Origin of the sequence: Mesorhizobium qingshengii, assembly GCF_027563465.1 — a bacterium.
Classification (GTDB): domain Bacteria; phylum Pseudomonadota; class Alphaproteobacteria; order Rhizobiales; family Rhizobiaceae; genus Mesorhizobium; species Mesorhizobium qingshengii_A.
The window spans coordinates 64,538-89,079 of sequence record NZ_JAPFQA010000017.1; the positions used below are offsets into that span (position 1 = coordinate 64,538).

18 protein-coding genes and 1 pseudogene are annotated in these 24,542 nt (G+C 62.8%); 12 read left to right on the forward strand and 7 right to left on the reverse strand.

The features are described 5' to 3' along the window. Positions 1–120 precede the first annotated feature (120 nt). The 3 genes and pseudogenes from OOJ09_RS26510 to OOJ09_RS26520 form a co-directional block, all read left to right on the forward strand. Positions 121–1,992: pseudogene (locus OOJ09_RS26510) on the forward strand (lasso peptide isopeptide bond-forming cyclase); the annotation flags it as partial. Next, positions 1,989–2,966, forward strand: a complete 978-nt coding sequence (locus OOJ09_RS26515; protein WP_269908027.1) for a serine kinase — start codon at positions 1,989–1,991, stop codon at positions 2,964–2,966. The pseudogene OOJ09_RS26510 and the gene OOJ09_RS26515, both read left to right, overlap by 4 nt. Then, positions 2,959–4,809 carry an ABC transporter ATP-binding protein gene (locus OOJ09_RS26520; protein WP_269908028.1) on the forward strand — a complete coding sequence of 617 codons (1,851 nt, stop codon included), beginning with the start codon at positions 2,959–2,961 and terminating at the stop codon, positions 4,807–4,809. Before OOJ09_RS26515 ends, OOJ09_RS26520 begins: the two co-directional genes overlap by 8 nt. Positions 4,810–4,826: 17 nt before the next feature. On the opposite strand, the gene OOJ09_RS26525 is transcribed toward OOJ09_RS26520, so the two are convergent. Then, positions 4,827–5,099 carry an exopolysaccharide production repressor exox gene (locus OOJ09_RS26525; RefSeq protein WP_269908029.1) on the reverse strand — a complete coding sequence of 91 codons (273 nt, stop codon included), beginning with the start codon at positions 5,097–5,099 and terminating at the stop codon, positions 4,827–4,829. 603 nt (positions 5,100–5,702) lie between these two features. Here OOJ09_RS26525 and OOJ09_RS26530 point away from each other — a divergent pair. The 3 genes from OOJ09_RS26530 (at position 5,703) to OOJ09_RS26540 (ending at position 8,506) form a co-directional block, all read left to right on the forward strand. Beyond that, positions 5,703–6,380: a sugar transferase gene (locus OOJ09_RS26530; protein WP_269908030.1), complete on the forward strand. Its 678-nt coding sequence runs from the start codon at positions 5,703–5,705 to the stop codon at positions 6,378–6,380. Between the two features lie 81 nt (positions 6,381–6,461). Continuing rightward, the gene (locus OOJ09_RS26535) at positions 6,462–7,727 is read left to right on the forward strand and encodes a polysaccharide biosynthesis/export family protein (protein WP_269908031.1); all 1,266 of its coding nucleotides are present in this window, start codon (positions 6,462–6,464) and stop codon (positions 7,725–7,727) included. A 221-nt stretch (positions 7,728–7,948) separates the two neighbouring features. Further along, positions 7,949–8,506 (forward strand): acyltransferase, encoded by a 558-nt coding sequence (locus tag OOJ09_RS26540; protein ID WP_269908032.1) that lies wholly within the window; start codon positions 7,949–7,951, stop codon positions 8,504–8,506. A 79-nt stretch (positions 8,507–8,585) separates the two neighbouring features. On the opposite strand, the gene OOJ09_RS26545 is transcribed toward OOJ09_RS26540, so the two are convergent. From OOJ09_RS26545 to OOJ09_RS26565, 5 genes are all read right to left on the reverse strand, one after another. Beyond that, positions 8,586–9,902: an O-antigen ligase family protein gene (locus OOJ09_RS26545; protein WP_269908033.1), complete on the reverse strand. Its 1,317-nt coding sequence runs from the start codon at positions 9,900–9,902 to the stop codon at positions 8,586–8,588. Between the two features lie 205 nt (positions 9,903–10,107). Then, positions 10,108–10,935, reverse strand: coding sequence for an SDR family NAD(P)-dependent oxidoreductase (locus OOJ09_RS26550; protein ID WP_269908034.1), 828 nt, complete (start codon positions 10,933–10,935; stop codon positions 10,108–10,110). A gap of 148 nt (positions 10,936–11,083) precedes the next feature. Continuing rightward, a complete protein-coding gene (locus OOJ09_RS26555) occupies positions 11,084–11,569 on the reverse strand; it encodes an acetone carboxylase subunit gamma (protein WP_269908035.1) in 486 nt (161 codons plus the stop codon). Then, positions 11,566–13,770 carry a hydantoinase B/oxoprolinase family protein gene (locus OOJ09_RS26560; protein WP_269908036.1) on the reverse strand — a complete coding sequence of 735 codons (2,205 nt, stop codon included), beginning with the start codon at positions 13,768–13,770 and terminating at the stop codon, positions 11,566–11,568. Before OOJ09_RS26560 ends, OOJ09_RS26555 begins: the two co-directional genes overlap by 4 nt. 13 nt (positions 13,771–13,783) lie before the next feature. Then, positions 13,784–15,913, reverse strand: a complete 2,130-nt coding sequence (locus OOJ09_RS26565) for a hydantoinase/oxoprolinase family protein (RefSeq protein WP_269908071.1) — start codon at positions 15,911–15,913, stop codon at positions 13,784–13,786. Between the two features lie 159 nt (positions 15,914–16,072). Between OOJ09_RS26565 and OOJ09_RS26570 the strand changes: the two genes are divergently transcribed. The 6 genes from OOJ09_RS26570 (at position 16,073) to OOJ09_RS26595 (ending at position 23,762) form a co-directional block, all read left to right on the forward strand. Next, positions 16,073–16,843 (forward strand): helix-turn-helix transcriptional regulator, encoded by a 771-nt coding sequence (locus tag OOJ09_RS26570; protein WP_269908037.1) that lies wholly within the window; start codon positions 16,073–16,075, stop codon positions 16,841–16,843. 107 nt (positions 16,844–16,950) lie between these two features. Next, complete coding sequence (locus tag OOJ09_RS26575; protein WP_269908038.1) at positions 16,951–17,700, forward strand: SDR family NAD(P)-dependent oxidoreductase; 750 nt, start codon at positions 16,951–16,953, stop codon at positions 17,698–17,700. Between the two features lie 236 nt (positions 17,701–17,936). Next, on the forward strand, positions 17,937–19,286 hold the full coding sequence (locus tag OOJ09_RS26580) for a glucoamylase family protein (protein ID WP_269908039.1): 1,350 nt from the start codon (positions 17,937–17,939) through the stop codon (positions 19,284–19,286). Continuing rightward, a complete protein-coding gene (locus OOJ09_RS26585; RefSeq protein ID WP_269908040.1) occupies positions 19,276–20,805 on the forward strand; it encodes a mercuric reductase in 1,530 nt (509 codons plus the stop codon). The genes OOJ09_RS26580 and OOJ09_RS26585 overlap by 11 nt, the downstream gene beginning before the upstream one ends. A gap of 153 nt (positions 20,806–20,958) precedes the next feature. After that, a complete protein-coding gene (locus OOJ09_RS26590; RefSeq protein ID WP_269908041.1) occupies positions 20,959–22,200 on the forward strand; it encodes a glycosyltransferase family 4 protein in 1,242 nt (413 codons plus the stop codon). Continuing rightward, positions 22,197–23,762, forward strand: a complete 1,566-nt coding sequence (locus tag OOJ09_RS26595; protein ID WP_269908042.1) for a glycosyltransferase — start codon at positions 22,197–22,199, stop codon at positions 23,760–23,762. The genes OOJ09_RS26590 and OOJ09_RS26595 overlap by 4 nt, the downstream gene beginning before the upstream one ends. 141 nt (positions 23,763–23,903) lie before the next feature. Here the strand turns inward: OOJ09_RS26595 and OOJ09_RS26600 are convergent, their stop codons facing one another. Further along, on the reverse strand, positions 23,904–24,479 hold the full coding sequence (locus tag OOJ09_RS26600; RefSeq protein ID WP_269908043.1) for a DUF1349 domain-containing protein: 576 nt from the start codon (positions 24,477–24,479) through the stop codon (positions 23,904–23,906). Between the last annotated feature and the right edge of the window lie 63 nt (positions 24,480–24,542).

The window sequence follows — 24,542 nt, forward strand, 5'->3', positions numbered from 1 at the left end:
CACGCATCAGCGGTCCGGGGACACGCGCCTGCGGTCCGGGGACACGCATCAGCGGTCCGGGGACACGCGCCTGCGGTCCGGGGACACGCATCAGCGGTCCGGGGACACGCACCGGCGGTTGCCGCAGCGGATATACAGCAGATGCTGGCACGCATGCGCCATCGTGGCCCTGATGGAAATTCGTGGTGGCTGGACGCCGGCATCGCCCTTGGCCACGCCTGGCTCAACACCACAGACGAAGCCGGCCCGGGTCCGCTGACGATGGCCGACGGCAAGCTGGCCATCACCGCGGATTGCCGGCTGGACAACCGTGAAGAACTGCTGGCCAGGCTGGGCATCCGGGACAGGTCGGTCGCCGACGCGACATTGCTGATGCGGGCCTATCTGCGCTGGGGCGAAGCCTGCCCCATGCAACTGCAAGGCGATTTCGCTTTCGCCATATGGGATGCCGAGCGACAGCTCCTGTTTTGCGCGCGCGACCATTTCGGGGTCAAACCGTTCTACTATCACGCGGCGGACCGGCATTTTGTCTTTGCCTCCGAGATCGGTCCGATCCTTGGCGTCGACGGGGTCGGCACGCGCGTCAATGAACACCAGATCTCGGGATTCCTGGCCGGGCTCCCCGACGACCCGCAATCGACGCCCTACAACGATATTTTCAGCTTGCCGGCCCGCCACAGCCTCACCGTCACCGCGCAACAGGTTGTGCTGCGCAGATACTGGCAGATCGAGCCGTCGCCACGACCGATGCGCTCGGATGCGGCCGAGGAATTCGCCCATCTGTTCTCGCAATCGGTCCACAACCGCATGCGGGGAACCTCTTCGATCGGCGCCATGCTGAGCGGCGGCCTCGATTCCTCGTCGATCGCCTGTGTCGCCGGCCTGCAGAATGCTGCCGCGCGCAAGCCAAAGCTGGCCACCTTCTCCCTGATTTTCGAGAAGGGTTCGTCGATGGACGAACGCCCGTTCATCGATACCGTGCTTGACCAGCACAAGGTTGACGCGACCCTGATTCCGGTCGGCAACTATGCGCCGTTCGCTGAATTCGAACGCGTGCTGGAGGAACAGGAAGGAACGTTCCTGGCGCCGGGCCTCACGCTCACCCGCGGCATCTACCGGACGGCGGGCGCCAATGGCATCAAGGTGCTGCTGGACGGCCATGGCGGCGACGAGGTCGTTTCGCAAGGTCATGGCCATCTGCATGAGCTTGCCAATGCCGGCCGGTGGATGGATCTATGGCGCGAGATTCGCAGTGCCTCCAACACCTATGGCGACAGCACGCTTGGCATGTACTTCCAGTTCCTGACCATCTACGGGCCTGCCTGGCGCATCGCGAAGCTGAGACACGTGGCGAACCGTGTCCTGAACAGGATCCGCAAGCCGGCACAAGCGCCGCGCGGCGGAAGCTGGCGCGACCTGATCAATCCGGACCTGGCCAGGCGAACCGAGCTTGTCGACCGGTTTCACCGCGCCGGCTACATGCCGCCCGGCGTCAAGGCCAGCGATGCCTTGAGCCATCGCTGGATCCTTTCAAACGGCTATGTGCCGCATGCTTTCGAGGTCCTCGACAAGGCCGCGGCCAATTTCGGCGTCGAGCCGCGCTATCCCTTCTGGGACAAGCCGCTGGTGGAGTTCTGCCTGGCGCTGCCCGGCGAAGAAAAACTCAGCCACGGTTTTGGCCGCTATGTGCTGCGCCGCGCCATGGAGGGCATCCTGCCGGCGGCGGTCCAGTGGCGGCGCGACAAGATCGATTTCACCTCCAATCTCGTCAATGGCATGCTGCGCAACCACCGCGACCTCCTGGAACAGCTGCTCGTTTCCGATTCCGGCCGCATAGCACCCTACGTCAACCTTCCGCAGGTCAGCGCTGCCTACGCGCGGCTGCAGCGCCAGCCTGACCAGGCAGCCCCCCTGGATGTCCAGTATGTCTGGCGCTCGGCTTCATTGTCGCTCTGGTTGCGGCAGGTCCAGTCCGGCGGGAGTCCCGCATGATGCCTCGCAACGAGCCGCTCGCCCGAGACGATGGCCGTCCCCTGGCGCGTGGCGGGGCCGCGCGAGAACGGCGCTTCTACCGGGCCTACGGCCTGACCATCGCGTCCGAAGTGTTGCTGCCCGAGTTGGAACCGACGGCGCCGGCACCAGCCGATGTCGTGATCGCCGTCGGCACGATCGACCTGCCGAGGCCCTCGCCCGAGGCCGCGACCGACTTCCGCTTCGAGCCGGACCGGCAGTATCTGGCATGGGACGCAGTCGGCGCGTTCCTGATCACCGACGGTCGCCGCATCGACGTCGAGCCGGCGCCTGGCGTCGACGACGCGCTGATCGCGTTTCCGCTGCTGGGTCCGGTCCTGGCGCTGCTGCTGCACCGGCGCGGCCTGCTCGTCCTGCACGCCAGCGCCATTGCCGTGGCCGGCAAGAGCGCCATCTTCATGGGTGACAAGGGCGCCGGCAAATCGACGACGGCAAGCGCGATGATCCGTGCCGGACATGACTTGCTTACCGATGACGTGGTGGCCCTGGACCTGACCAATCCGAACCAGCCGATGATCGTTCCGGGTTTCCCGCAGATCAAGCTGGCCGCCGATGCGGCGGCCGCGATCTCATTCAGGGACGCGGAAGTCCGGCCGCGAGCGCATCCGGAGATCGACAAGATGCAGCATCGCCTGAACGGCGCCTTTTCCGGCGAAAGGGTGCCGGCAGGCAGGATCTATATGCTGGAACGGGGTGAAAAAGCCGATATCACGCCCTTGCCCGGCATCGCCGCCTTGCCGGCAATCATCAAATTCTCCTACGTGACGCGTTTCGGCCGCGCGGCCCTGCCCGACGATTTCGCCGCGACGCATCTTCGGCAATGTTCAGGGATCGCGAACCATGTCGGTGTGTCCCGCCTCGAGGTGCCGACGGGCCTGGAGCGGATCGACGAGGCCGTGGCCCTGATCGAAAGGGATCTGGCGACCGATGTCTAGGTCATCGGTCCTTAGCTTGTCGCTGTTTCGCGACGTCGCCGCGTTCGGCGCCGTCATCGCCCAGATCGGCGGGCGGCGAACCTGGACGGCGCTGCTCTTCCTGATCCTGGGCAGCCTGACCGAAGGCATCTCCATCCTGCTGCTCGTGCCGCTGCTGCATCTGGTTGGTCGCGCCGACCAGGATTTCGCGGTCAGGCTGCCGAACAATGATTTCGTGCGCTGGCTGGTGCCGGACGGGACGCTGCAACTGACGACGGTGCTCTGCGCGCTGATCGGGCTTGTCGCCGTGCAGGCGGCCTTCAACCGCTTCAAGTCGGTCTACATGGCGAAACTGCTGTTCGATTTCATCAACCGCTTGCGCATGAACCTGTTCGAGAGCATCGGCAAGGCGCGCTGGGGCGTCTTCACGCGCATGCGCAGTTCCGATCTCGACCATGCCCTGACCGGCGACATCGACCGCGTCCAGGGCGCCGCCTTCGCGCTGTTGATGCTGGTGCAGATCGCCGTGCTTCTGGCCGGTTATCTCCTGGTTTCGGTGTTCATCTCGCCGGTCATGACGCTGTTTGCCGTCGTGATCGGCATCCTGATGTTCGTGGCGCTGCAGCCCTTTCGGGCGCGGGCCACCGCCTTTGGCCGGGTTCTGACGGCCAATCGGCAGGACCAGTACCGGACGGTCTCGGAATTCCTTGGCGGCATCAAGGTGGCCAAGAGCCTGAACGTCGAGGCCAGCTATTTCGCACAGCTGCAATCGACCCTCGAAAGGATGAAGGCCGACAACATCGACTATGTGCGCAACAGCACGATCGGCACCGCGCTGTTCCAGGTGGCGAGCGTCGTCGGCCTCAGCCTGTTCATCTATGTGGCGCTGGTCCGCTTCAACCTGTCGCTGGCCGAGATCGTCGTGCTGCTGCTGGTCTTCATGCGCATCGCGCCGCGCTTCATGGACATGCAAACGCAGGCGCAGCAGGTCTTGATCAATCTGCCCGCCTATGCCGCGATGCGCAGCCTGCAGACGCGTTTCGACGCCGAGCGCGAGCCGGGCGACGCCGAAGCCGGCGAAGGCGGCAAGCTGTCGCTGGCAACCGGGCTCAACATAAGGGACGTTTGCTTCGGATATGGCGACGACCCCACCAGGACGGTCGTCACGGACATCACCTTCGGCCTGCCGGCGGGCAAGGTCACCGCCCTTATCGGCCCCTCCGGATCAGGCAAGAGCACGATCGCCGACATGCTGCTCGGGCTGCTCGAGCCGACCGCCGGCAAGATTCTCGTCGACGGGGTCGAGATCGATGCCGCCAATCGCCGTCGCTGGCGCGGCCAGGTGGCCTATGTGCCGCAGGACGTGTTCCTCCTGCATGACACGATCGCGGCGAATCTGCGCCTTGCCGCGCCGCAGGCCAGCGACGAGGATTTGTGGACCGCGCTGCGCGCTGCGCACGCCGGCGAATTCGTCGAGCGGCTCGACCTCCGGCTCGGGACGGAGGTCGGCGACCGGGGCGTGCGGCTTTCGGGCGGCGAGCGCCAGCGCATTGCGCTTGCGCGCGCGCTGCTGCGCAAGCCGTCCCTGCTCATCCTGGACGAGGCCACCAGCGCGCTCGACTGGCAGAACCAGTCGCTTATCGCCAAGTCGATCGACGGATTGCGCGGCACGATGACGATCCTGACCATTGCGCACCGGCCGTCGATGATAGCGTTCGCCGACTGGGTGGTGGCAGTGGAAAATGGCCGTATCGTTGAAGTCGGGCAATATCAGCGACTGAAGGCCAAGGCCGGAAGCCGATTGTCGAGGATGCTGTCGGGCGAGCAGTCCGAGAGCGAGAGGGAACCCGCCGACGTGGCTTGAGGCCGGATGCGGCCGGGTCAGTGCAGGCTGCGCCTGGCGCCCAATTTGTCGCCTTCGGCCACCTCGGTCGTTTTCAACTTTCTTTCGGCGTCGCGAGCCATGTCGGCAGGCGTCGGCGCGCTGCCGGCGATCATGGCATAGACGAGCACGAAGTAACCCGCCTGAATGACAACGGCGCAAATGATGACGCGCACCAGTATCGTGCCTGTCGAGGCACCGCCCAACCAGGACCAGCCAACGACGATCGCCAGAGCGAAGATCATCCCGAGGATGAATTTTGGAAGCGCCATACCCAACAGCCCATAAACCGGCTCGGGTTATATCCAACGATTGCCCTACCCGAGCGCCGTCCCTTGTCATGTGGGCTTGTTAAGCCGCCCACTCGCGGCCGGTTGCTTCCGGCCTTTCCAACCTGTCGGTACTCTGACAGGTATAATTTGCAATTCTATTAAGGCGAGCAATAGGCGGCAAGGGCAACTGGACATATTTTTGGTAGGAGCTTTTGCGATCGACTCACTCATGGTGCAATGCACACGGAGGGATTTCCCCCGATCTCCCGCAGCCACCAACTTTCAGTAGAAGATACGATATTAGCTAGTATTTTATGTTATTCCTTCATAGTATCACGCAGCGCTAAAGCACTAATATGCTCCGCTCTCAGGCAGATAGGGCACCTCGCCTAAAAACCGCCCCAAAGCCGCCCCTATTTTTTCGTCTGTGCCCATTTATTGTCACAAATGTGCTAAATATTCCGAAATTTGTGCATGGCGAGCTTATTATTTAGTCAATTCATGACGTGACTATTTCAATGGGCCGGGAAATTGTGTGTTGCGCTGCAACATTTTTTTGGTATCGTGTGGTGAACCATTCGTTCAACGCATGGAGTTTACCGCATGAGGGACATTGCCAAGTCGGCCACCGCGGGCTTTTCGCAGGCCGACATCGAATTTCCGCCGCCGATCGGCGGCCTGCTCAAGCGCGGCTTCGATATCACCGGTTCACTGATCGGCCTGATCGCTCTCAGCCCGCTGTTTGTTATGATCGCGTTGCTGGTCAAGTTTTCCGACGGCGGCTCGATTTTCTACGGCCACCGGCGAATCGGGCGCGGCGGACGGGTCTTCCCGTGCCTGAAGTTCCGCACCATGGTTCCGGACGGCGACAAGGTGCTGGCAGCCTATCTTGCCACCAACCCGGACGCCAACGCGGAATGGATAGCGACGCGCAAGCTGAAGAACGACCCGCGCGTCACCCGTGTCGGAGCGGTGCTGAGGAAACTCAGCCTCGACGAGCTGCCGCAGATCATCAACATCCTGCAGGGCGACATGAGCCTTGTCGGACCTCGGCCGGTCGTGCGCGACGAACTGGAGATCTACGGCACTTCCGCCGTGTATTACCTGAAATCCCGTCCCGGCCTGACTGGCCTGTGGCAGGTCAGCGGACGCAACGACGTTTCCTATGACAGCCGCGTTGCGTTCGACCGCCACTATGTCGAGAACTGGTCGCTGTTCGAGGACGTTCGCATCATCATCAAGACCGTCCCTGCCGTCTGGATGTCGCGCGGCTCCTACTGACCGGCATCGAACAACCATTCGGCAGCAAGCACATCGGGCGATGGGGCTAAAGCGGATCGGAACGTTCAGTTGAAAACAGATATGTTCGAAGCCCTTCGCGGCGGCCCGTTTTCCGGCCGCCTGCGGCGGGCACGATTGCTGGCCACATGCCTTGTCGTGTCGCTCGCCGTCCCCCACATCGCCGCCGCCGGCGACTATCGCCTCGGATCGCAGGACAAGCTCACCATCCGCGTTGCGGAATGGCAGACCGTCGAAGGCACGTTCCGCGACTGGTCGGCGGTGAATGGCGAATACACGGTCGGTCCATCCGGCACCTTGTCGGTACCGTTCGTCGGCGAATTGCCGGCTTCCGGCAAGACCACTTCCGAAATCGCGACGGCGATCGGCGAGGCGCTGCAGCACAAGCTCGCTCTGTCGGACAGGCCTGAAGCCTCGGTCGAAATGGCGCAGTTCCGGCCATTCTACATTTCCGGCGAGGTGCAGAACCCCGGCCAATTTCCTTATGTGCCCGACCTGACGGTGCTGAAGGCCATCAGCGTCGCCGGCGGCATCAGGCGAAACGCCGATTTTGGCCCCCAGCTCGGCAAGGACCTGGTCACCGCCAAGGGCAACTTCGATATCTCCGACGACCAGCGTGTTCGGCTGATCGTCAAGCGCGCCCGCATCGACGCCGACATGGCCGGCAAGACGACCTTCGAGGCGCCTAAGGAGGTCGAGGGCGATCCGCGGTTGCCGGCCATCGTCGCCGACGAGATGACGATCCTGACGTCCGACCAGAAGGCGCTGAAGCTGAAGCTCGAGGCGCTCGACGATCTGAAAGGGGTTTTGCAGTCCGAGATCGAATCGCTGCAGAAGAAGATCGTCAACCAGCAGCAGCAGGTCGACCTGGCACAGCAGCAACTGGCCAGCATCGGCCCGCTGGCTCAGAAAGGCCTGATCGCCAACGCCCGACTGCTGGATTCGCGGCAGTCCGTCGCCGACCTGCAGGGCAAGATCCTCGACTACGAAACCGCCATCCTCACCGCCAAGCAGGCGATCAGCAAGGCGGCGCAGGACGCCATTGATGCCCAGAACACCCTGAGTTCAAGTCTCGCCACCGACCGGCAGCAGACCGAAGCCGACCTGAACGAGGCCGCGCTGAAGGTGAACATGCAGAAAGGTCTGATAGCCCAGGCCAGCGATCCCGCGACGACGGCCGCCATCACAAGCGACCAGCAACCCACCCTGCTCTATTCGCTGGTGCGGGCCGTGGACGGCAAGACCAGCGAAATCGCCGCCAAGGAAGACACGCTGGTGCTGCCTGGCGACGTGATCAAGGTCAAGCTGGCGCCGCTGGCCAGCCAGTAGGCATTCGGACATCGACATCGGCCCGCATTCAAGGGGCTGTCAGGCGAAGCGGTCACTGGAGTCAAGGATATACGCTCCCTTGACGATGGGATGGGAATCCTCTGGCGGCGAGCCTCGAGGCATCATGAGCGCAGAGATGCGCAAGCAGCTCGACCAATCGGCTCTTCCAAAAAAGGACGCTTGGTCCGACAAATAATATATCTAACAATGGATATGTTCTGATGAACATCTATCGCGCTAGGCGATATATCAAAGGTAAATTTATTACGCTTCTTTGGAAGACGAGAGGGGTAGAAATATCTGACCGAGTATCCATTCTTGGTACCTCTCCTCATATTTCAGGAAAAGGCAAAATCAATTTCGGCTCCCTCGTTTCGTTCCGAGGCTTTGGCTCGCGCTGCTGGTTTCATGTGCTTAGCAATGCAAAGCTGTCAATCGGCTCAAAATCATTCATAAACAGCGGGGTCATGATCGACGTATCCGTCGCCGTCAGCATAGGAAGAAACTGTCTGATTGGTGACTGCGTCGTAATCCAGGATTCAAATTATCATGAGATCGAGCAAGGCGCCGGCGTCAAGTCAATGCCTGTCCTGATCGGCGATAATGTCTGGATTGGTCGAAATTCAATAATCCTGCCTGGGGTCGAAATCGGTGACCATAGCGTAGTTGGAGCCGGATCTGTCGTGACCAAAAGCATTCCCCCGCGAAGTCTGGCGGCAGGAAATCCTGCCCGCATAATTCGCGAGATTGCAGCGTCCCAAGATTACATTCGATCCTGACAGGAAGTTCGATGCATCGGTCCGAGGCAAGTTTCGTCCGGACTGAGGCCTGTCCGATCCCAACGGGGAGGGGATCGGACTATTTGCTTGTTTGGGCATGACCATTCGCGAAAGCCGGATTCCACTTTTCGGGATCCTGCTCCAGACCCTGCCGGTTCGTTGGTACCGCGGCCCGTCGCGGACTGGTGACAGGTACTTTCGCCAGCTTGAAAAAGCTGTAGTACATCAGAAAGGAGCCCGTCACGTAGGGGTTGAGAATGTCAACCTCGACGAAGGAGCGGATCAACAGCAGCACCATCACGCCGGTGAGAATCACCGGCCCCGCTTGCCACGTCCTGAAGATCACCGCCGAGACATGGCCATAGAGCGTGCGCAGCATGATCAGCGCAATCATCGTCACCCCGACGGAGCCTAGTTCGACAAGGGCCTCGATATAGGTGTTGTGAAAATGGAAACCGGTGCGGCTCGTAATGTAGAATTCATTCCATAGCCGCTCGGCTTCGGAGAAGCCTTGCACCCAATAGGCGGCATAGCCGACGCCAAGAATCGGCGATTTCTGTGCGGCGTTCCAACCCTGCTCCCACAGATAGGTCCGCCCCGTGAGCGTGGAATCCTTGCCGAATATGTTGAGGACGAAATCCAGCAGCCCCATGTTCATGGCTGCGAAGGCCGACACGACAAGCAGGCCCGCCCCCACCAGAAATATCACCCTGCGGTAGCGGCGTGAGAGCAACTTGCTCATGGCAAGCAGAACCACCAGGGCCAAAACGGCCGGAATCGAGGCCACAGAGGTGGCGGAATGCGAAACGGCCAGCATATAAGCCGACAACAGCACGACAGGTACCATCGCGATAAAGCTCATCCGGCTACGGCGCAGAAAAGCTAGGAACACAACGGAGAAATAGATGCCGAGCGAGGCGACGAAGCCGATCTGGTTCTTGGAGGCGAAGGCGCCGACGAAGTTAACGGTGCCATCGAGGACGTCCTCGGAATAGTGTCCGACCCGCAGCGAATAGAGCAGGACGACGAATATGCCGATCAGGGCGCCGATCGTCAGCGTACGCACGCTGACGGTCCGCGCCGCGATGTAGGCGCAGGCAATGTGGGAAAAGTACTGGACGGCCGTCCGCGCGGTGATGCCGGGAGCCGCCGACCAGAAGACCGACAAGCAGACATAGGCTGCAAACAGCAGTGGCAACCAGGCGCTGGACAGCTGCCGCAGGAACCGCCGGTAGTCGACCAGGATGAGCGGAAGCCAGACCGCGTAGTAGGCCAGGATCAGTACCTGGCCGAAAATGACGGAGTAGGAAAACGCCCAGATCGAGACGGCCACGGCGAAACTGCCATAGACCGAGTTCTTTTCGGGGTCGACCAGCAGGGACTTTGGAATCTTCATCTCAGAGTCCCGCCGACGCGATCCGGGCCCGGCGTGCCATAAGCCAGCCGGCATATACGCGAACAGGGGCGTGCAATAAACGGCGTCTCCATTGTGCAGTGCAATATAACCTATCGCGCCCGGCGCTCAATGGCAAATCCGGTCACCTTGTCTTGCAGCCAAGGGGACGCGGAGAGGTCAACTGGCTGGCCATCCTGCAAGAACACTACCATAGGGCTCCGCCGGTGATCTGGATGTTTTCCATGGTGATGCCCTTGGCCAGATCGGAGCACAGGAAGACCGCCAGCGCCGCGATCTCCCGCGGCTGCAGCATGCGCTGCTGCGGGTTACCCCTGGCGATCTCGGCCATCGCCGCCTCTGGCGTGCGCCCCTTGCCTTCGCGCTCGACGACCTGCGCCACGTTGCGACGCATCAGTTCGGTCTCGACCCAGGTCGGGCTGATCATGACGCAGGTGACACCGTGCGCGGCGCCTTCCAGCGCCACGCAACGAGTGAGGCCGAGAAGGCCGGCCTTGGAGGCACAGTAGGCCGGGTTGTCCTTCCAGCCGACGGAAGCCGCCGTCGAGCCAATGTTGACGATGCGGCCCCAGCCGCGCCCGATCATGCCCGGCAACACGGCGCGGGTGACGCGGAAGGCGCCGGTGAGATTGGTGTCGACGATCTTCTCCCACAGCGCATCGGAATGACCACAGACCGGCTGCTCGGCGGTGGTGCCGGCGGCGTTGACCAGAATGTCGGCAGGTCCGATGGCCGCTTCCGCGTCCGCGGCGAACCGATTGGTGACCTCGCTGTCGCGCACGTCGAGATGCGCGGCGTGAACCTTGGTTCCGTGCGCTGCGAGAGCCGCGCGGACGCGCTCGATCTCGTCCGCGCCGGGATAATAGGCGGCATCGGATCTGTCGGCGCCGGCGGGGGCAATGTAGGAGCCGACGGCGACATTGGCGCCGGCCTCGGCCAATGCCGTGGCAATGGCAAAGCCCATGCCTGAAAACCCGCCCGTGACGATCGCGCTGCGGCCGGAAAGGTTCTTCATCAGATGTGGCTCCCGGACAGTTCAGGACGGGCAAGCCGGCCCAAGAGGATTTGAGATTCACACGGCAAGACAACCTCCATCGATGACCATCCCTTCCCCGGTGACGGGCGCACCCTTGCCTGCTGCGCGATTCACAATACCAGTTTCCTCAAAGTGGTTTGCCCAGCCATTCACGATAAAAACCTTCGAGGTCGGGTTCGAAATCATGGACGATCGGATAGCCGGGTGCCGCCGCCTCGACCTCGTGCAACGTTCCGCATCGCGGGCAGATGAATTCGCGGATCTCCATCCATTGCGGATCGGGAAGGTCGCTGTTGGGGTAGATCTCGCGCAACGCTTCCTCGGTGTTGCGCACGTTGATCGCGGCGTTCAGCTTCCAGTTCTTGCGATAGTCACCGAAGGAATGGCCGCACTCGCAGCGGGTGATACGCTCGTCGCCGCTCTGGCAGATGAACAGGTGATCGCTCACCGGAAGCAGGATCGGGTCTTTCCAGGCGACACGATCCTGGTAGACGGCGACCATCTTGAAGAAACGATCATCGTCCTTGTAGGCGCTCATGATGCGCCGCGTCTGCGGCCAGGGCAGCTGACCGGCGGCCAGATCGCGGATGACTTCCTTGCTGTACGAGGTCATGACTTTGCTCCCGGCGTGAAGATCGATCTGGCATCGACGTTCCAGAAATCGCTGAAATCCCTGGTGAAGCGCGACGACAGCTTGATGGCGCTGGCATACATTTTCTTCACCTCGGGGGCGAAGTCGGCCTTTTCGACGCGGCCGCGCTCCCTGGCGATCCAGTCCGCCACCGGGATCGCCTTGGCCAGGCGTTGCTTGCGCATCTCAGCCCGGCGTTCGACCGTCGCGTCGATATCGGCGACCGGATAGCCCTCGGCGTCGTCCTTCAGCACGATGCCGAAAACCTGGTCCGCCGCCTCGCGGGTGAGGAAGCCGTTCTCGACATCCCATGCCGTCTTGATCGGGTCACGCTCAAGCACGTCGCCGTAACCGCCGCCGCCATTGTAGGAATGGCTGAAGATATCGCCTTCCTTGTGCGGCGCGGTGATGTAGGGGCCCTCGACCACGACATGGTCGCCGCCGATGTTCTTCTCGTAATCCGAGACATGCGGGTCGATGCCGGGCGCATGCGCCAGCGGTTGGCCTTTTGCCGCCAACTCGTGGATGTTGGAATTGCGCACCGCGCGGTGCTTCTGGCAGGTCGGCGCCGGATAGCCGCCGCACATGCCGCCATTGTCGAAGACCCTGGAAGAGTGCTCCGAGGTGTGGAGCCTGAGATGCGGGGTCTTGTTGATCAGCCAGGTCGAGACAAAGGAACAGCCGCCGCGATATTTGCCGGCGCCGCCGGAGTTGGGGACGATCGAGCGGCCGATATAGACCATCGGCATCGATTGTTCCCAGACCTCGATGTTGCCCATGTCCGATTCCGGGTTCCAGCCGACATAGGCGGTGTCGAGCCCGTCCTTGATGGCGAGCGCGCCGGAGCCGGCGGCGGCGCATTCGAAATGCGCCATGCCGAACGGCGTGCCATACTGGCTTTCGCCGCCCATCTCGATCATCGGGCTGTTGACCTGGCCGACAAAGGCTTCCTCGACATAGCCGCGTGCGATGAAGCCGCGCGACAAGAGCCGCTGGAAGACGCCATAGGCGGGAAGCAGCAGCGCCCATGACGTCGCGGTCGCCACCATTTCGTTGTCGGGGTTGGTCCAGGTGCCGTGCGGCAATTTCAGCTCGGTCGCCATCCAGGCGCCGTCATTGACCAGCCCTTCGAAATTCATGTGCTGGGTCAAGGTAACGAACATGCCGCCATCCATGCCGGCGGGCGTGCAGTTCATCGAATGATAGCCCCAGGGCTGCGTGCCCTCGAAGTCCATGGTGATCTTGCCGTCTGTGGTGATCTCCATCTCGATGGGGATGTTGTAGAGCCAGTCCGGATCGCCAAGCAGCTGGAAGCCGGGCTTGCCTGATGTGACGTGGCCATAGAAGGTGTGGCCGCGATAGATGCCGGGAACGGTGAGCTGGCGGGTACGGGCGAGCTGCGCGCGGCGGCCTTCCTCGATGAACTCCTTCGACACCTTCATCCAGTAGTCGAGGCCGATCTCCGAGATCAGCTGCTTGACGCTTTCGCGCATGTCGATGCAGGACGCGACCTTGGCTTTCTCGTCGAGCACCCAGTAGATCGGCATGCGCAGGTTGCGCTCGCAGCGGATGACGTAGTCGCGGCGGATCTCGTCATTCTCGCCGATCTTCTCGGCGCAGACGAACAGGCCTTCGGTGAAGCGTTCCTGCGCGAGACACACGTCGCCACCCGGCGTGATGCCGCCGGCTTCCAGCTCGTGGCAGACGGCACCGGCCCAGCCGACCAGCGTGCCTTCATGGAAGATCGGCACCACGTCCATGACGTCAGGCACCTGCACGGTGCCGATGAAGGCGTCGTTGTTGGCGAAGATATCGCCTTCGCGGATGCGCGGGTTTTCCTCGTAGTTGTTCTTGATCATCCACTTGATGAAACGGCTCATCGTATGGACGTGCACCATGATGCCGTTGGAGAGCGCGATCGCGTCGCCCTCCGGCGTATAGATCGCCACCACCATCTCGCCGACCTCGCGCACGCCGGGCGAGGCAGAGATGCGGCGCGCCATCTCTCGGGCCGAGACGCAATAGGCGCGCAGCTTGGTGTGCAGCGTCTCGAATTTCAACGGGTCCTGGTTGCGCAGCGTGAGTTCCGTGATGCCGTCATAGCAGCCGGTTTCTTCCATCAGCCGCTCGGAATCGAGCAGCCGTTCGCGAAGGCGCAGGGCCGAGGCAGGTTTGTCCAACATGGCGGTCGCCCTCTCAAGCGTGGGTGTAGTGCAGCAGCGTCCATTCATCGACGAAGACACGGTCTTGCGGATGAACGACGAGCGTGGTGGCGGGATGTTCGATGATGGCCGGGCCGATCACTTCGTGGCCGGGTTGCAGGAGATCCATCTCGTAGAGATTGGCCTTGTGCCAGCGCCCGCCAATATAGGCCTCCCGCACCCCCTTGTGGGCGGTTGCCGGATTGGAGGCCCCAAGCGGCCGTTTGAGCAACACCGGCTTGACCTTGTCGGCGGTGGCGATCAGCCCGAGCTCGGTAATGGTGAAGCCGGCCTCGCCATAACGCGACACGCGGTGGTTGACCTTGGCGTAGACCGCCTCGAACTCGTCGAGAACCTTGCGCATGTCGTCGGCCGAATTGACCTCGGCCAACGGCGCCATGACTTCGACGTCCTCGAGCTGGCCGGTGTAGCGCATCATCAGGAACGGCACGGTCTTGATCTTCTCGCGTGCATGGCCGTCGGCGATCATCTCGTCGACCGCCGCCCTGGTCAGATCGTTCCAGACCGTGGTGACCTTGGCGCCGAAGCCGGCAAGCGTCGCCTCATCGGCGCGCGAGGGGATATCGTGCTGCGTCGACACCGAATGCCGCCGCATGAAATCGGCCGTGGTGCAGCCGAAGGCGGAGAAGGCGGCGGCGAACTGGAAGGTGATGATGTCCTTGAAGCCGATGCCCCTGGAGCAACCGGCCAGATGCAGCGGCCCGGAGCCGCCATAGGACAGAAGCGTGAATTCGGAGGGGTGGATGCCTTGACCCGAAATGACCCGGCGCAGCGCGTTGTTGGCATCGGACTCCAGCATGTCGATCATGCCTTCGGCGGCTTCCTCGACGCCAACACCGAGCACACTGGAGCACTTTTCCTCGAAGGCCTGGCGGGCCTTTTCGACCTGCAGCACGACCTTGCCGCCAAGGAAGTAATGCGGGTTCAGCCGGCCGAGGATGGCGTCGCAATCGGCGATGGTCGGTTCGGTGCCGCCGCGATCGAAGCAGATCGGGCCGGGATCGGAGCCGGCGCTTTCCGGTCCGAGGCTGACTTTTTTCGTCAACGGGTCGACCTTGAGGATCATGCCGGCACCGGCGCCGATCGTGTCGAGATGCAGCGTCGGCACATTGAGCTTGAAACGGTCCATCAACGGCTCGTTCTCGATCCGTGTCTGGCCGCGCGTGATGACACCCATGTCGAAGGAGGTGCCACCCATATCCGAACAGATCAGCGAATCGTTGCCGATCAGCTTGCCGACATAGGCCGCACCGAGGATGCCGCCGATCGGGCCGGAGATCATGGTTTCGTGCAGGCGCGGATGGTTGATCGAGGTCAGGCCGCCGAAGGACAGCAGCGTCTGCACGCCATATTTGAAGCCGTACTTTTTCGAGACGTCCTCTATGCCCTTGAGCTGCTTGCGGCCGCGCGAGGTGGCATAGGCTTCGATCAGCACCGAATTCAGCCGCGACTGTTCGCGGATGACCGGGCGCACCTCGTGGCTGGTGTAGACGATGATGTTGGCGCCGGCTTTTTCGACCTCAGCGCGGCAGATCTCGGCGATGCGCTTCTCGTGCACCGGATTGACGTGCGAGAAGATGGTCATGACGCAGATCGCTTCGACCTCGTCGGCGATCAGTTTTTTCGCGGCGGCTGAGACTTCGTGTTCGTAAAGCGGCAGCACGATATCGCCGAACTGGTCGATGCGCTCGGTGACGCCATGGGTGCGGCGGCGTGGCACCAGCGGATCGGGGTGATGATGGGTCACCGCGTGCAGCCGGTCGGCATAGGAATAGTCGGCCCAGGCCTGCAGGCCACGGCCCATCAGGATCATGTCCTCGAGGCCCTTGGTGGTGATCAGGCCGAGCCGGCGACCGGTGCGCGACAGCAGCGTGTTGAGCATGCCGGTGCCGGAATAGAGCACGACGTTGACGCCGGAAAACAGTGTTTCCAGCGAGATGCCCCAGGCATCCGCCGCGTCTTCGGCCGAGGCCAGAAAGCCCTCGGCTTCGTTCCTGGGCGTGGTTGCCGACTTGCCGATCTTGAAGTGGCCGTCCTGATCGACAAGGATCGTGTCGGTCATGGTGCCGCCGGCGTCGATGCCGATGACGATGGGATTGCCAATGATTGGCGGATTGCCAACGATAGGGCCGGTGGGATGGGGCTGGGTCACGGTCGCCTCGGATCTGGTCTAGGTTGACGCCAGGCTAGATTCGACAGGCGGCATCGCGCCATATGCCTAAAGACACAATGACGGCTGGGCTGACATCGCCGAGAAAAGGGCATGCGCATGGGCAATATCTGGGCGCCGCTCGCCAGGGCGATCGCCGCTACCGGCACGGACAGGCATGTCGACTGCCTGATCGACCTGATCGGCGCCGATATCGAGCACGACCTCGTCACCGTGACGCGCTATTCGGCGACGCAGACACCGGAATTCATCAAGCACCGGCGCTTTTCGGACGAGATGGTCCAGCGTTACCTCGCCAGCTACTATGTCTTCGACCCATTCTATGCCTCGTGGCGGCGCGAACGACGGCTCGGCATCATGCCGCTGAAGCGGCTTGCCGACGATGAGGCCAAGCGCGGCCAATACATAGCCGGCTTCCTGGCGCAGTCGGAAATCTGCGACGAGGTCGGCATCATGCTGGCCGATGGCGGCGACTGGTGCCTCGGCATCTTCCTCGACCGCTCGAAGATGTCGTTCAAGGACAGCGAGATCTCACTCCTGGATGAGCGGCTGCCTGTGTTCGAGGCGTTGCACGCACTCGACATCAAGGCGCGGGGAACCGAGTTCTCCCGCACCTCGGCGCCGACAGGTCCGGGCGCCTCGCCCCGGCAGGAGCCGACCATCCCGGCCAGCCTGTGGCCCGAGCTGTCGCTGCGCGAACGGGAACTGGTCCAGCTGATCCTCGCCGGTCATCCAACAGCGAACATCGCCGAGCGTCTCGGCATCACCGTCGGCACCGTCAAGAACCATCGCCGGCGCATCTACGAGAAGCTCGACATCACCACTGAACGGGAATTGTTCCTGCAGTTCTTCCAGCACCGATAGCGGCCGCATTCTGCTGGCCCACCAATATCCCGTCCGGCGGCTCCGATCCCGCCTTGAACTTGGCCGCCGTTGACTTCACATTCGCCACCGATTGGGAGGAAGACCATATGCCGGGTTTCGCGGGACGGTTCAGCGGTCGGTCGGCTGTCATCACTGGCGGCGCCTCGGGCATAGGCCTGGCCGTCGCGCAAAGGATCGTCGACGAGGGCGGGCGCGTCTGCGTCTGGGATCGCGATCCCGGCCAGATCGAGCAAGCCAAAACCGTCGTTCCGGCCCTCCACGGTGTGGCGGTCGACGTTGCCGACGCCGCTGGTGTCGAAAGCGCCGCCGCGCGGACGCTCGAAGCCCTTGGCGGCGTCGACATCCTGGTCACCAGCGCTGCCATCACCGGGCCGAACATGACCACCTGGAACTATTCGACCGAGGACTGGCAGAAGGTCATCGACATCAACATCAATGGCGTCTTCTACTGCAACAAGGCGCTGGTGCCGCACATGCTCGAGCGCAACTACGGCCGCATCGTCAACATCGCCTCGATCGCCGGCAAGGAAGGCAACCCCAACGCTTCGGCCTACAGCACCTCCAAGGCCGCCGTGATCGGCCTGACCAAGTCGCTCGGCAAGGAACTGGCCAAGACCAAGGTGACGGTCAACTGCGTGACGCCAGCGGCGGTGCGCACTGCGATCTTCAAGCAGATGAGCCAGGAGCACATCGACTTCATGCTGTCCAAGATACCGATGGCGCGCTTCGGCGAGGTCGACGAAGTGGCGGCGCTGATCTGCTGGATCGCCTCGGAGGAGTGCTCGTTCACGACAGCCGCCGTGTTCGACGTTTCCGGCGGCCGGGCCACCTATTGAGACAGGCCAGGACACCCGCTGCGTCAGCCTGATGCGCTACAATTCCGCGTGACGGGGCAACGAAAGAAGCTGGACGGGCGTATAGTGGGCGGCGCCTGGATCGGCGATGGCGCAACAGGTGTGCGGAAAAGCCATGACACGGTGTGACAGTCCTGCAAACGCGATGGCCTGCCTGGGCCGCGCCACTGCCGTGCGCTCGACGGGCGCCGCGGCCATCCGGCTGGGGTCCGCTGCATTTGCTTAAGGTCGACCCAACCTCGCTGTCCGATGACGACCTGCTCGACCGCTATCAGCGCGCGGCCTTCGACTATTTCCTCGAAAACGTGAACCCCGACAACGGGTTGGTCGCCGATACCTCACGGCCGAATTCGCCGGCCAGCATCGCCGTCGTCGGTTTTGCGCTGTCCTGCTATCCTGTCGGGGTCGAACGCGGATGGATGACGCGCGAGGCGGCTGTGAAGCTGACGCTTGCCGCGCTGCGTTTCTTCTGGACCAGCACGCAAGGCAATGGCGACGATGTCACCGGCCACAAAGGCTTCTACTATCATTTTCTCGACATGCGGACCGGCCGGCGTGTCTGGCGCTGCGAACTGTCGATGGTGGACACCGCGCTGTTGATGGCCGGCCTGCTCGTGTCAGGCGCCTATTTCTCGGGCGCCGGCGAAGACGAGCGCGAGATCCGGGACCTGGCCGAGGCGCTCTACCGGCGCGTCGACTGGCGATGGGCGCAGGGCAGCGCGCCCACCTTGCGGCAAGGCTGGAAGCCGAAGAGCGGCTTTCTCCACTATGGCTGGGAAGGTTACAACGAAGCGACGATCCTCTACGTGCTGTCGATGGCCTCGCCCGACAGCCCAACCTCGGATGACAGCTATGTCGGCTGGACGGCGACCTATCAATGGGAAAACATCTACGGTTATGATGTGCTCTATGGCGGTCCGCTGTTCATGCATCAGTTCTCGCATGCCTGGATCGATTTCGCCGGCATCCGCGACGCCTTCATGCGCGAGAAGAACTCGGACTATTTCGAAAACAGCCGGCGCTCGACCTACCTTCATCGCGACTATGCGCGGCATAACCCTTACGGCTATAACGGCTACGATGAGAACCTGTGGGGACTTTCCGCGGGCGACGGGCCAGGCGGCTTTCGCGCCAGGATAGAGCGCAGGCCTCACCGGTTTTCAGGCTATGCCGCGCGCGGCGCGCCTTTCGGGCCGGATGACGGCACGATTGCTCCGTGGTCCTATCCGGCATCGCTGCCTTTCGCGCCAGACATCTGCCTGGCGGCGTTGCGCCATCTCGGCGATCGCTACCCCGAGGTGATCGACAATTTCCGACTGCCGAGCGGCTTCAATCCGACATTGGCGAACCGGCGAAATTTCGGCCGGCATGGCTGGGTGTCGGAAGGCCACTACGGGCTGGACCAGGGCATCGTGGTGATGATGATCGAGAATCATCGCTCGCGCCTGATCTGGGAGTTGATGCGGTCCAACCAGCACATCCGTCGCGGCCTGCGCAAAGCGGGTTTCACGGGTGGATGGCTATCGCAGCCGGCAAGCCCGGCGCCAGGTGGCCGCGATGTCTTATGAAAAGACAAAAGCAGCCGCCTTCCCTGTCGACCGCAACGACGCCACACTGATCAGGGGCGCGCATCCGCCACACTGGCGCAACCCCGACCCAACCGGACCGTACAATCTCGTCGTCATCGGCGCCGGCCCCGCCGGGCTGACCGCGGCCCGCGAGGCGGCGAGCCTCGGCGCAAAGGTTGCACTGGTCGAGCGCAGCCTGATCGGCGGCGTTTGCATCAATGTCGGCTGCATTCCGTCGAAAGCGGTGATCCGCACCGCCAGACTCTATGCCGACATGCGCGATGCCGAGAATTTTGGCGGCGACACGCCGAAACATGTTGGCGTCGATTTTCAACGCGCGATGACAAGGATGCGGCAGATACGGCGGCGGATCAGCCGCGCCGATTCGGCCGAGAGCCTGGCTTCCGAAGGCATCGACCTCTACTTCGGCGAAGCGCGATTTTCCGGGCGGGACTCGATTCTGGTCGCCGGGCAAACCCTGCATTTCAGGAAGGCGCTGGTCGCGACGGGATCGCGTGCGCGCCTGCCGACAATTCCGGGCCTCGCCGAGGCAGGCTATCTCAGCAACGAGACCATGTTCGATCTTGCCGACTGCCCGAAGCGGCTTCTGGTCATTGGCGGCGGGCAGCTTGGCTGCGAGATGGCGCAAGCGTTCTGCCTGTTCGGCGCGAACGTCATCCTGGCGCAGCGCGATCCGATGTTTCTGCCCGGCGAAGAACGCGACGCCGCCCAGATCCTTTCGGACGCGCTGGCGCGCGAAGGGGTGGAGGTTCGCCTGAACACCGAGGTGGTGGCGGTGCGGACAGCGGGTGGGAAGAAGCTCGCCGACCTGGTGCGGGACGACGAAACGACGACGATTTCCGTCGACGAGATCGTCACCGGCATCGGCCGGTCGCCCAATGTCGACGGTCTCGACCTGGAAAACGCCGGCGTGGCCTACGATGCCAACGGCATCAAGGTGGATGATTATCTGCGAACCACAAATCCGCGCATCTACGCGGCCGGCGACGTTTGCCTCGAACACAAGTTCACGCACACCGCGGAGGCGACAGCCCGCATCGTCGTGCGGAACGCGCTGTTTTTCGGGCGCAGGAAGCTGAGTGAACTGGTCGTTCCCTGGTGCACCTACACCGATCCGGAGATCGCCCATGTCGGCCTGTATCCGGCTGAGGCGCGCCAGAACGGCGTACCGGTCAAGACCTACACGGTGCTGATGCACGATGTCGCCCGGGCGGTGATGGACGGCGAGGAAGAGGGTTTCGTCAAGATCCACGTCAGGGAAGGATCCGACCGCATCCTCGGTGCCACGGTCGTCGCCTCCCATGCCGGAGAGATGATCAATGCAGTGTCGCTCGCCATCAGGTCGGGCATGGGGCTGAATGCGCTGGCCGACGTCATCCACCCCTTCCCGACCCAGGCACAAGGCATAAAGATGGCGGGTGACGCCTACCGGCGAACCCGGCTCACCTCGTTTTGGAAACATCTGGCGGGACGCTGGCTGGCATGGTCCAGGCGATGACCCTCGCGCCCTGCCGGCATGCCGGCGCTTGACGAAGCGCCCCCGTTCGGCTGAACAAGTCGAAGCTGATTCTTGTGGCTCGGGACCGTCGCGAATGCCGTCTGGAACAAAGCCTTCGGCGCAGCGCCCGACGCAAAGTCCTGGGCGTTCGCCATGAATCCCATAGGCGCTCGACCCGACGGTACCATTTCCGTGGGGAACGCCGAGCGGCGCGTGCTGGTCGTGTCTCACGATCCGGCCTTTCCACCGACGTCCGGCGCCGACCTGAGGAACTGCCGCAACGCCGAAGCGGCAGCCGAATTCGGTCCCGTCTGCCTGGTGTCGGTGCGGCCGCGGGCCATGGTGCCGCGAGCAGCCGATGCACCGATCCGCATCGAGGCCTTGTCGATCGAAGGCGAGGCCCGCACCAGTTCGATCGGGTGGTGGCGCATGGGCGCGGAGCAGCGCATTTCACGCTCCGCCCTGGCTCGGCTCAAGACACTCGTTCGGGACTTCCGCCCCGACACGGTGCTGGTCGAGGGCATTGGCCTGTTCAAGCTGCTGCGGCCTTTGAGACCACTGACCAAACAACTCATTCTCGACATGCACAATGTCGAGTCCGACCTGGCGGGACAGTTGCGGCGCGTCGATGCGACGCGATCCGCCGCCGCGGTGATCGCCACGAGCCTTGGCATCAGGCGTCTGGAGAGAAAGGCGCTGGCCATTGTCGACAGGGTCTGGGTCTGTTCGGCCAGCGATCGCGAAAGGCTGATGGCCGTTTGCGGTGACAAGGTGCCGATCGATGTCGTTCCGAACGGAATTCCGCACGCTGGCGACATTCCCGAGACGCTGCCCGCCGAAGCCGTGACCGACAACGGCTTTCCGGAGATCCTGTTTGTCGGCCATCTCGGCTATCCTCCGAACGTCGATGCCGCCGAGCGATTGGCCGTCGCCATATTGCCCCGCATCCGGCAGGCTTTTCCAACAGCGAGACTGGTTCTTGCCGGACGCAGCCCCAAGCCGGCGGTGCGGGCGCTGGCCGGATTGCCTGGTGTGGAGCTCGTCGAGGACCCGCAAGACGTGGTGCCGCTGCTGTCCAGGGCGCATCTCAGCATCATCCCGCTTACGGCGGGCGGCGGCACGCGCATCAAGATCCTGGAGGCGATGGCGTGGGGGGTGCCGGTGATCGCGACACCACTGGCAGGGGAGGGGCTGGATCTGGTCGATAAGGACGAAGTGCTGCTATCGGATACCGATGAAGGACTTGCCGAGATGGCCGTCGGACTTTGCCTGGACGCTGAACGCAGGGCACTGCAGCGCATTCGCGCGCATCGAGCGGTATGGGCAAGATTTGGCCCGCGAGCGGTCCGCAATGCCGTTCGCGATGGGCTGGGGCTGGAAGAGGCCGGCGCATGATCCCTCCGATCCTTCACCAGACATGGAAGAACGATGTTGTTCCTGCCCGTTTCCAGGGCTATGTCGAGAGCTGGAAGCGGCACAATCCGGACTGGACATGCATGTTCTGGAACGACCGGATGCTGCTGGAATTCGTTGCCGACCACTATCCGGATTTCCTGCCGACCTTCTGCGGCTACTCGAACGGCGTCCGGCGCGCCGATGCGGCGCGCTATTTGCTCCTCTACCATTTTGGCGGGGTCTATGCCGACATCGACTGCGAATGTGTGGCTCCCTTCGATCGGATCATGGGCGAAGACCGCGTCGTGCTGTGCACGGAACCCGCCTCGCACACGGGCGTCCAGGCGGAATTTCGCGGCCTTTCCTATCTGATCTTCAATGGAACCATGGCCAGCCCGCCCAGGCATCCCTTCTGGCTGCATGTGCTGTCGCTTTTGCCCGGACTGGCCCATGCCAAGGACGTGCTCGACTCGACCGGCCCTTGCCTGCTGACCTCCGCCCAGCGCGACTATGACGACCAGAAGGCCTTCGCCATACATCCTTCGACGCTGTTCTCTCCGATGGATTCGGCTGGATCGAGGGAACCAGTCGGTGGAACAACGCTTTCCATTCATCATTGGGCGGGCACCTGGTGGACGCCGGAGCCGGCGCCACGGTGGTTCACCAAGCTTCGCAATCATGCCTACCGTGGCTGGTATCATCTGACGCGTGGGGCGCATCTGGACGAGGCCACGGCAAAAGCAAGCGTCAGCCCGTCAGCCGTTCTGGCAACGCCGCCATCGGGCCAGAACATCGCCATTCTGGTGCCGCTTCGCGACGCCGCCGAGCATATCCAGCCGTTCCTCGACCTCCTGCGGACGCTCGACTATCCCAAGGACCGGATCAAGCTGGTGTTCTGCGAAGGCGACAGCGTCGATGGAAGCTGGGAAAGACTGCAGGCGGCAACGGCTAAATTAGCCGGCGAATATCGCGGTGTCGTCCTTCTGCAAAGACATGTCGGCACCAGCCTCGACCGAATAGATCGGGCAAGGCCACGGATGCAGCGCATCCGGCGCGGCACGATTGCCAAGGTTCGCAACCATCTGATCGATCATGGGTTGAGCGAGAACGATGATTGGGCGCTGTGGATCGACATCGACGTATGGCGTTACCCGCGCGACGTCGTAAACCGCCTCATCGAAACCGGTCACCGCATCGCGGTTCCCAACTGCCTCAAGACCGCCGGTGGCGCCAGTTTTGATCTCAACAGCTTCATCACGACGCGTTCGACGAAGGACTATCGCTATTATCGCCATATACGCGGCGGCCTTTACCAACCGCCCCTGCAATCGGCGAGCCGCCTTCATCTCAGCGATGTCAGGCATCTCGACGTCATCGGCCTCGATGCCGTCGGTGGCACCATGCTGCTGGTCGATGCCAGGCTGCATCGCGGCGGCCTTCGCTTCCCCGAGATTCCCTACCGGGACCTGATCGAGACAGAGGGCTTCGGCGCGCTTGCCAACGATCTCGGCATCAGGCCGGTCGGCTTGCCCAAGCTGGAAATCCTGCATGTTCCGTGGTGAGACAGCGGCCCGCCGAAGCTCCGGCCAGAGAGGTTCGAGACAGGTTTGCGGCCGCAGACGTCCGCACAACTCGTCCCGGTCCGTCAAATGCTCGATCTGCTCCGTCCAGCGTTGCGGCGTCCCGGGGTCCCTGACATGGCGTCAATCGTGCAATTCCCGCGATATCGGCGGACCAATCGAAAAACCGGAGAACGTGACCTCAAAACCCTCGCGTTGCGGCGAACAGCACATCATGCCGACATCGACCGTCTTCGAGGGCGGGAAGTAGGCAAGCCTCACAGGCTTCCAGTGGCCGTCGGAAGCGTCGAGATACTGGATGCGGACCGTCTCGGCATGGCGGGTCAACCGGATCCTGACCCCGTCCGGACTGGCCGGAATGGTGGCCAGCGACCAGTCCGAGGCATCGATGGTGACGACGACGGAAAAGTACATCACGCCGTCGGTATACTCGATGCCGGCCTTGACCCAATGCGTTTCGCTCAGCCGGACCATCAATCCGGCCTGGTCATAGAGCACCTCGTAGTCGCCCTTGACGGTGACTTCGGCTGTGAAATCGCCCTCGACCGGCCGGTATATAAAGTGGCCGTTGTCGCGCCAGAAACCGTAGAAGGTCTCGCGCCAGAAGTCGGTCTCCTTGCCGGTGCGCACGCGAACGGCATCGCCGTCGATGGAATGCTGCGGCGGCGGATTGAGCCAGGTCAGGTCCTGCAATGTCATCGCGTTGCGCCCGTCCAGTCCCTTGATGCGCGGCGGCTCGCCGGCCCGATCAGCCGGCGCCCG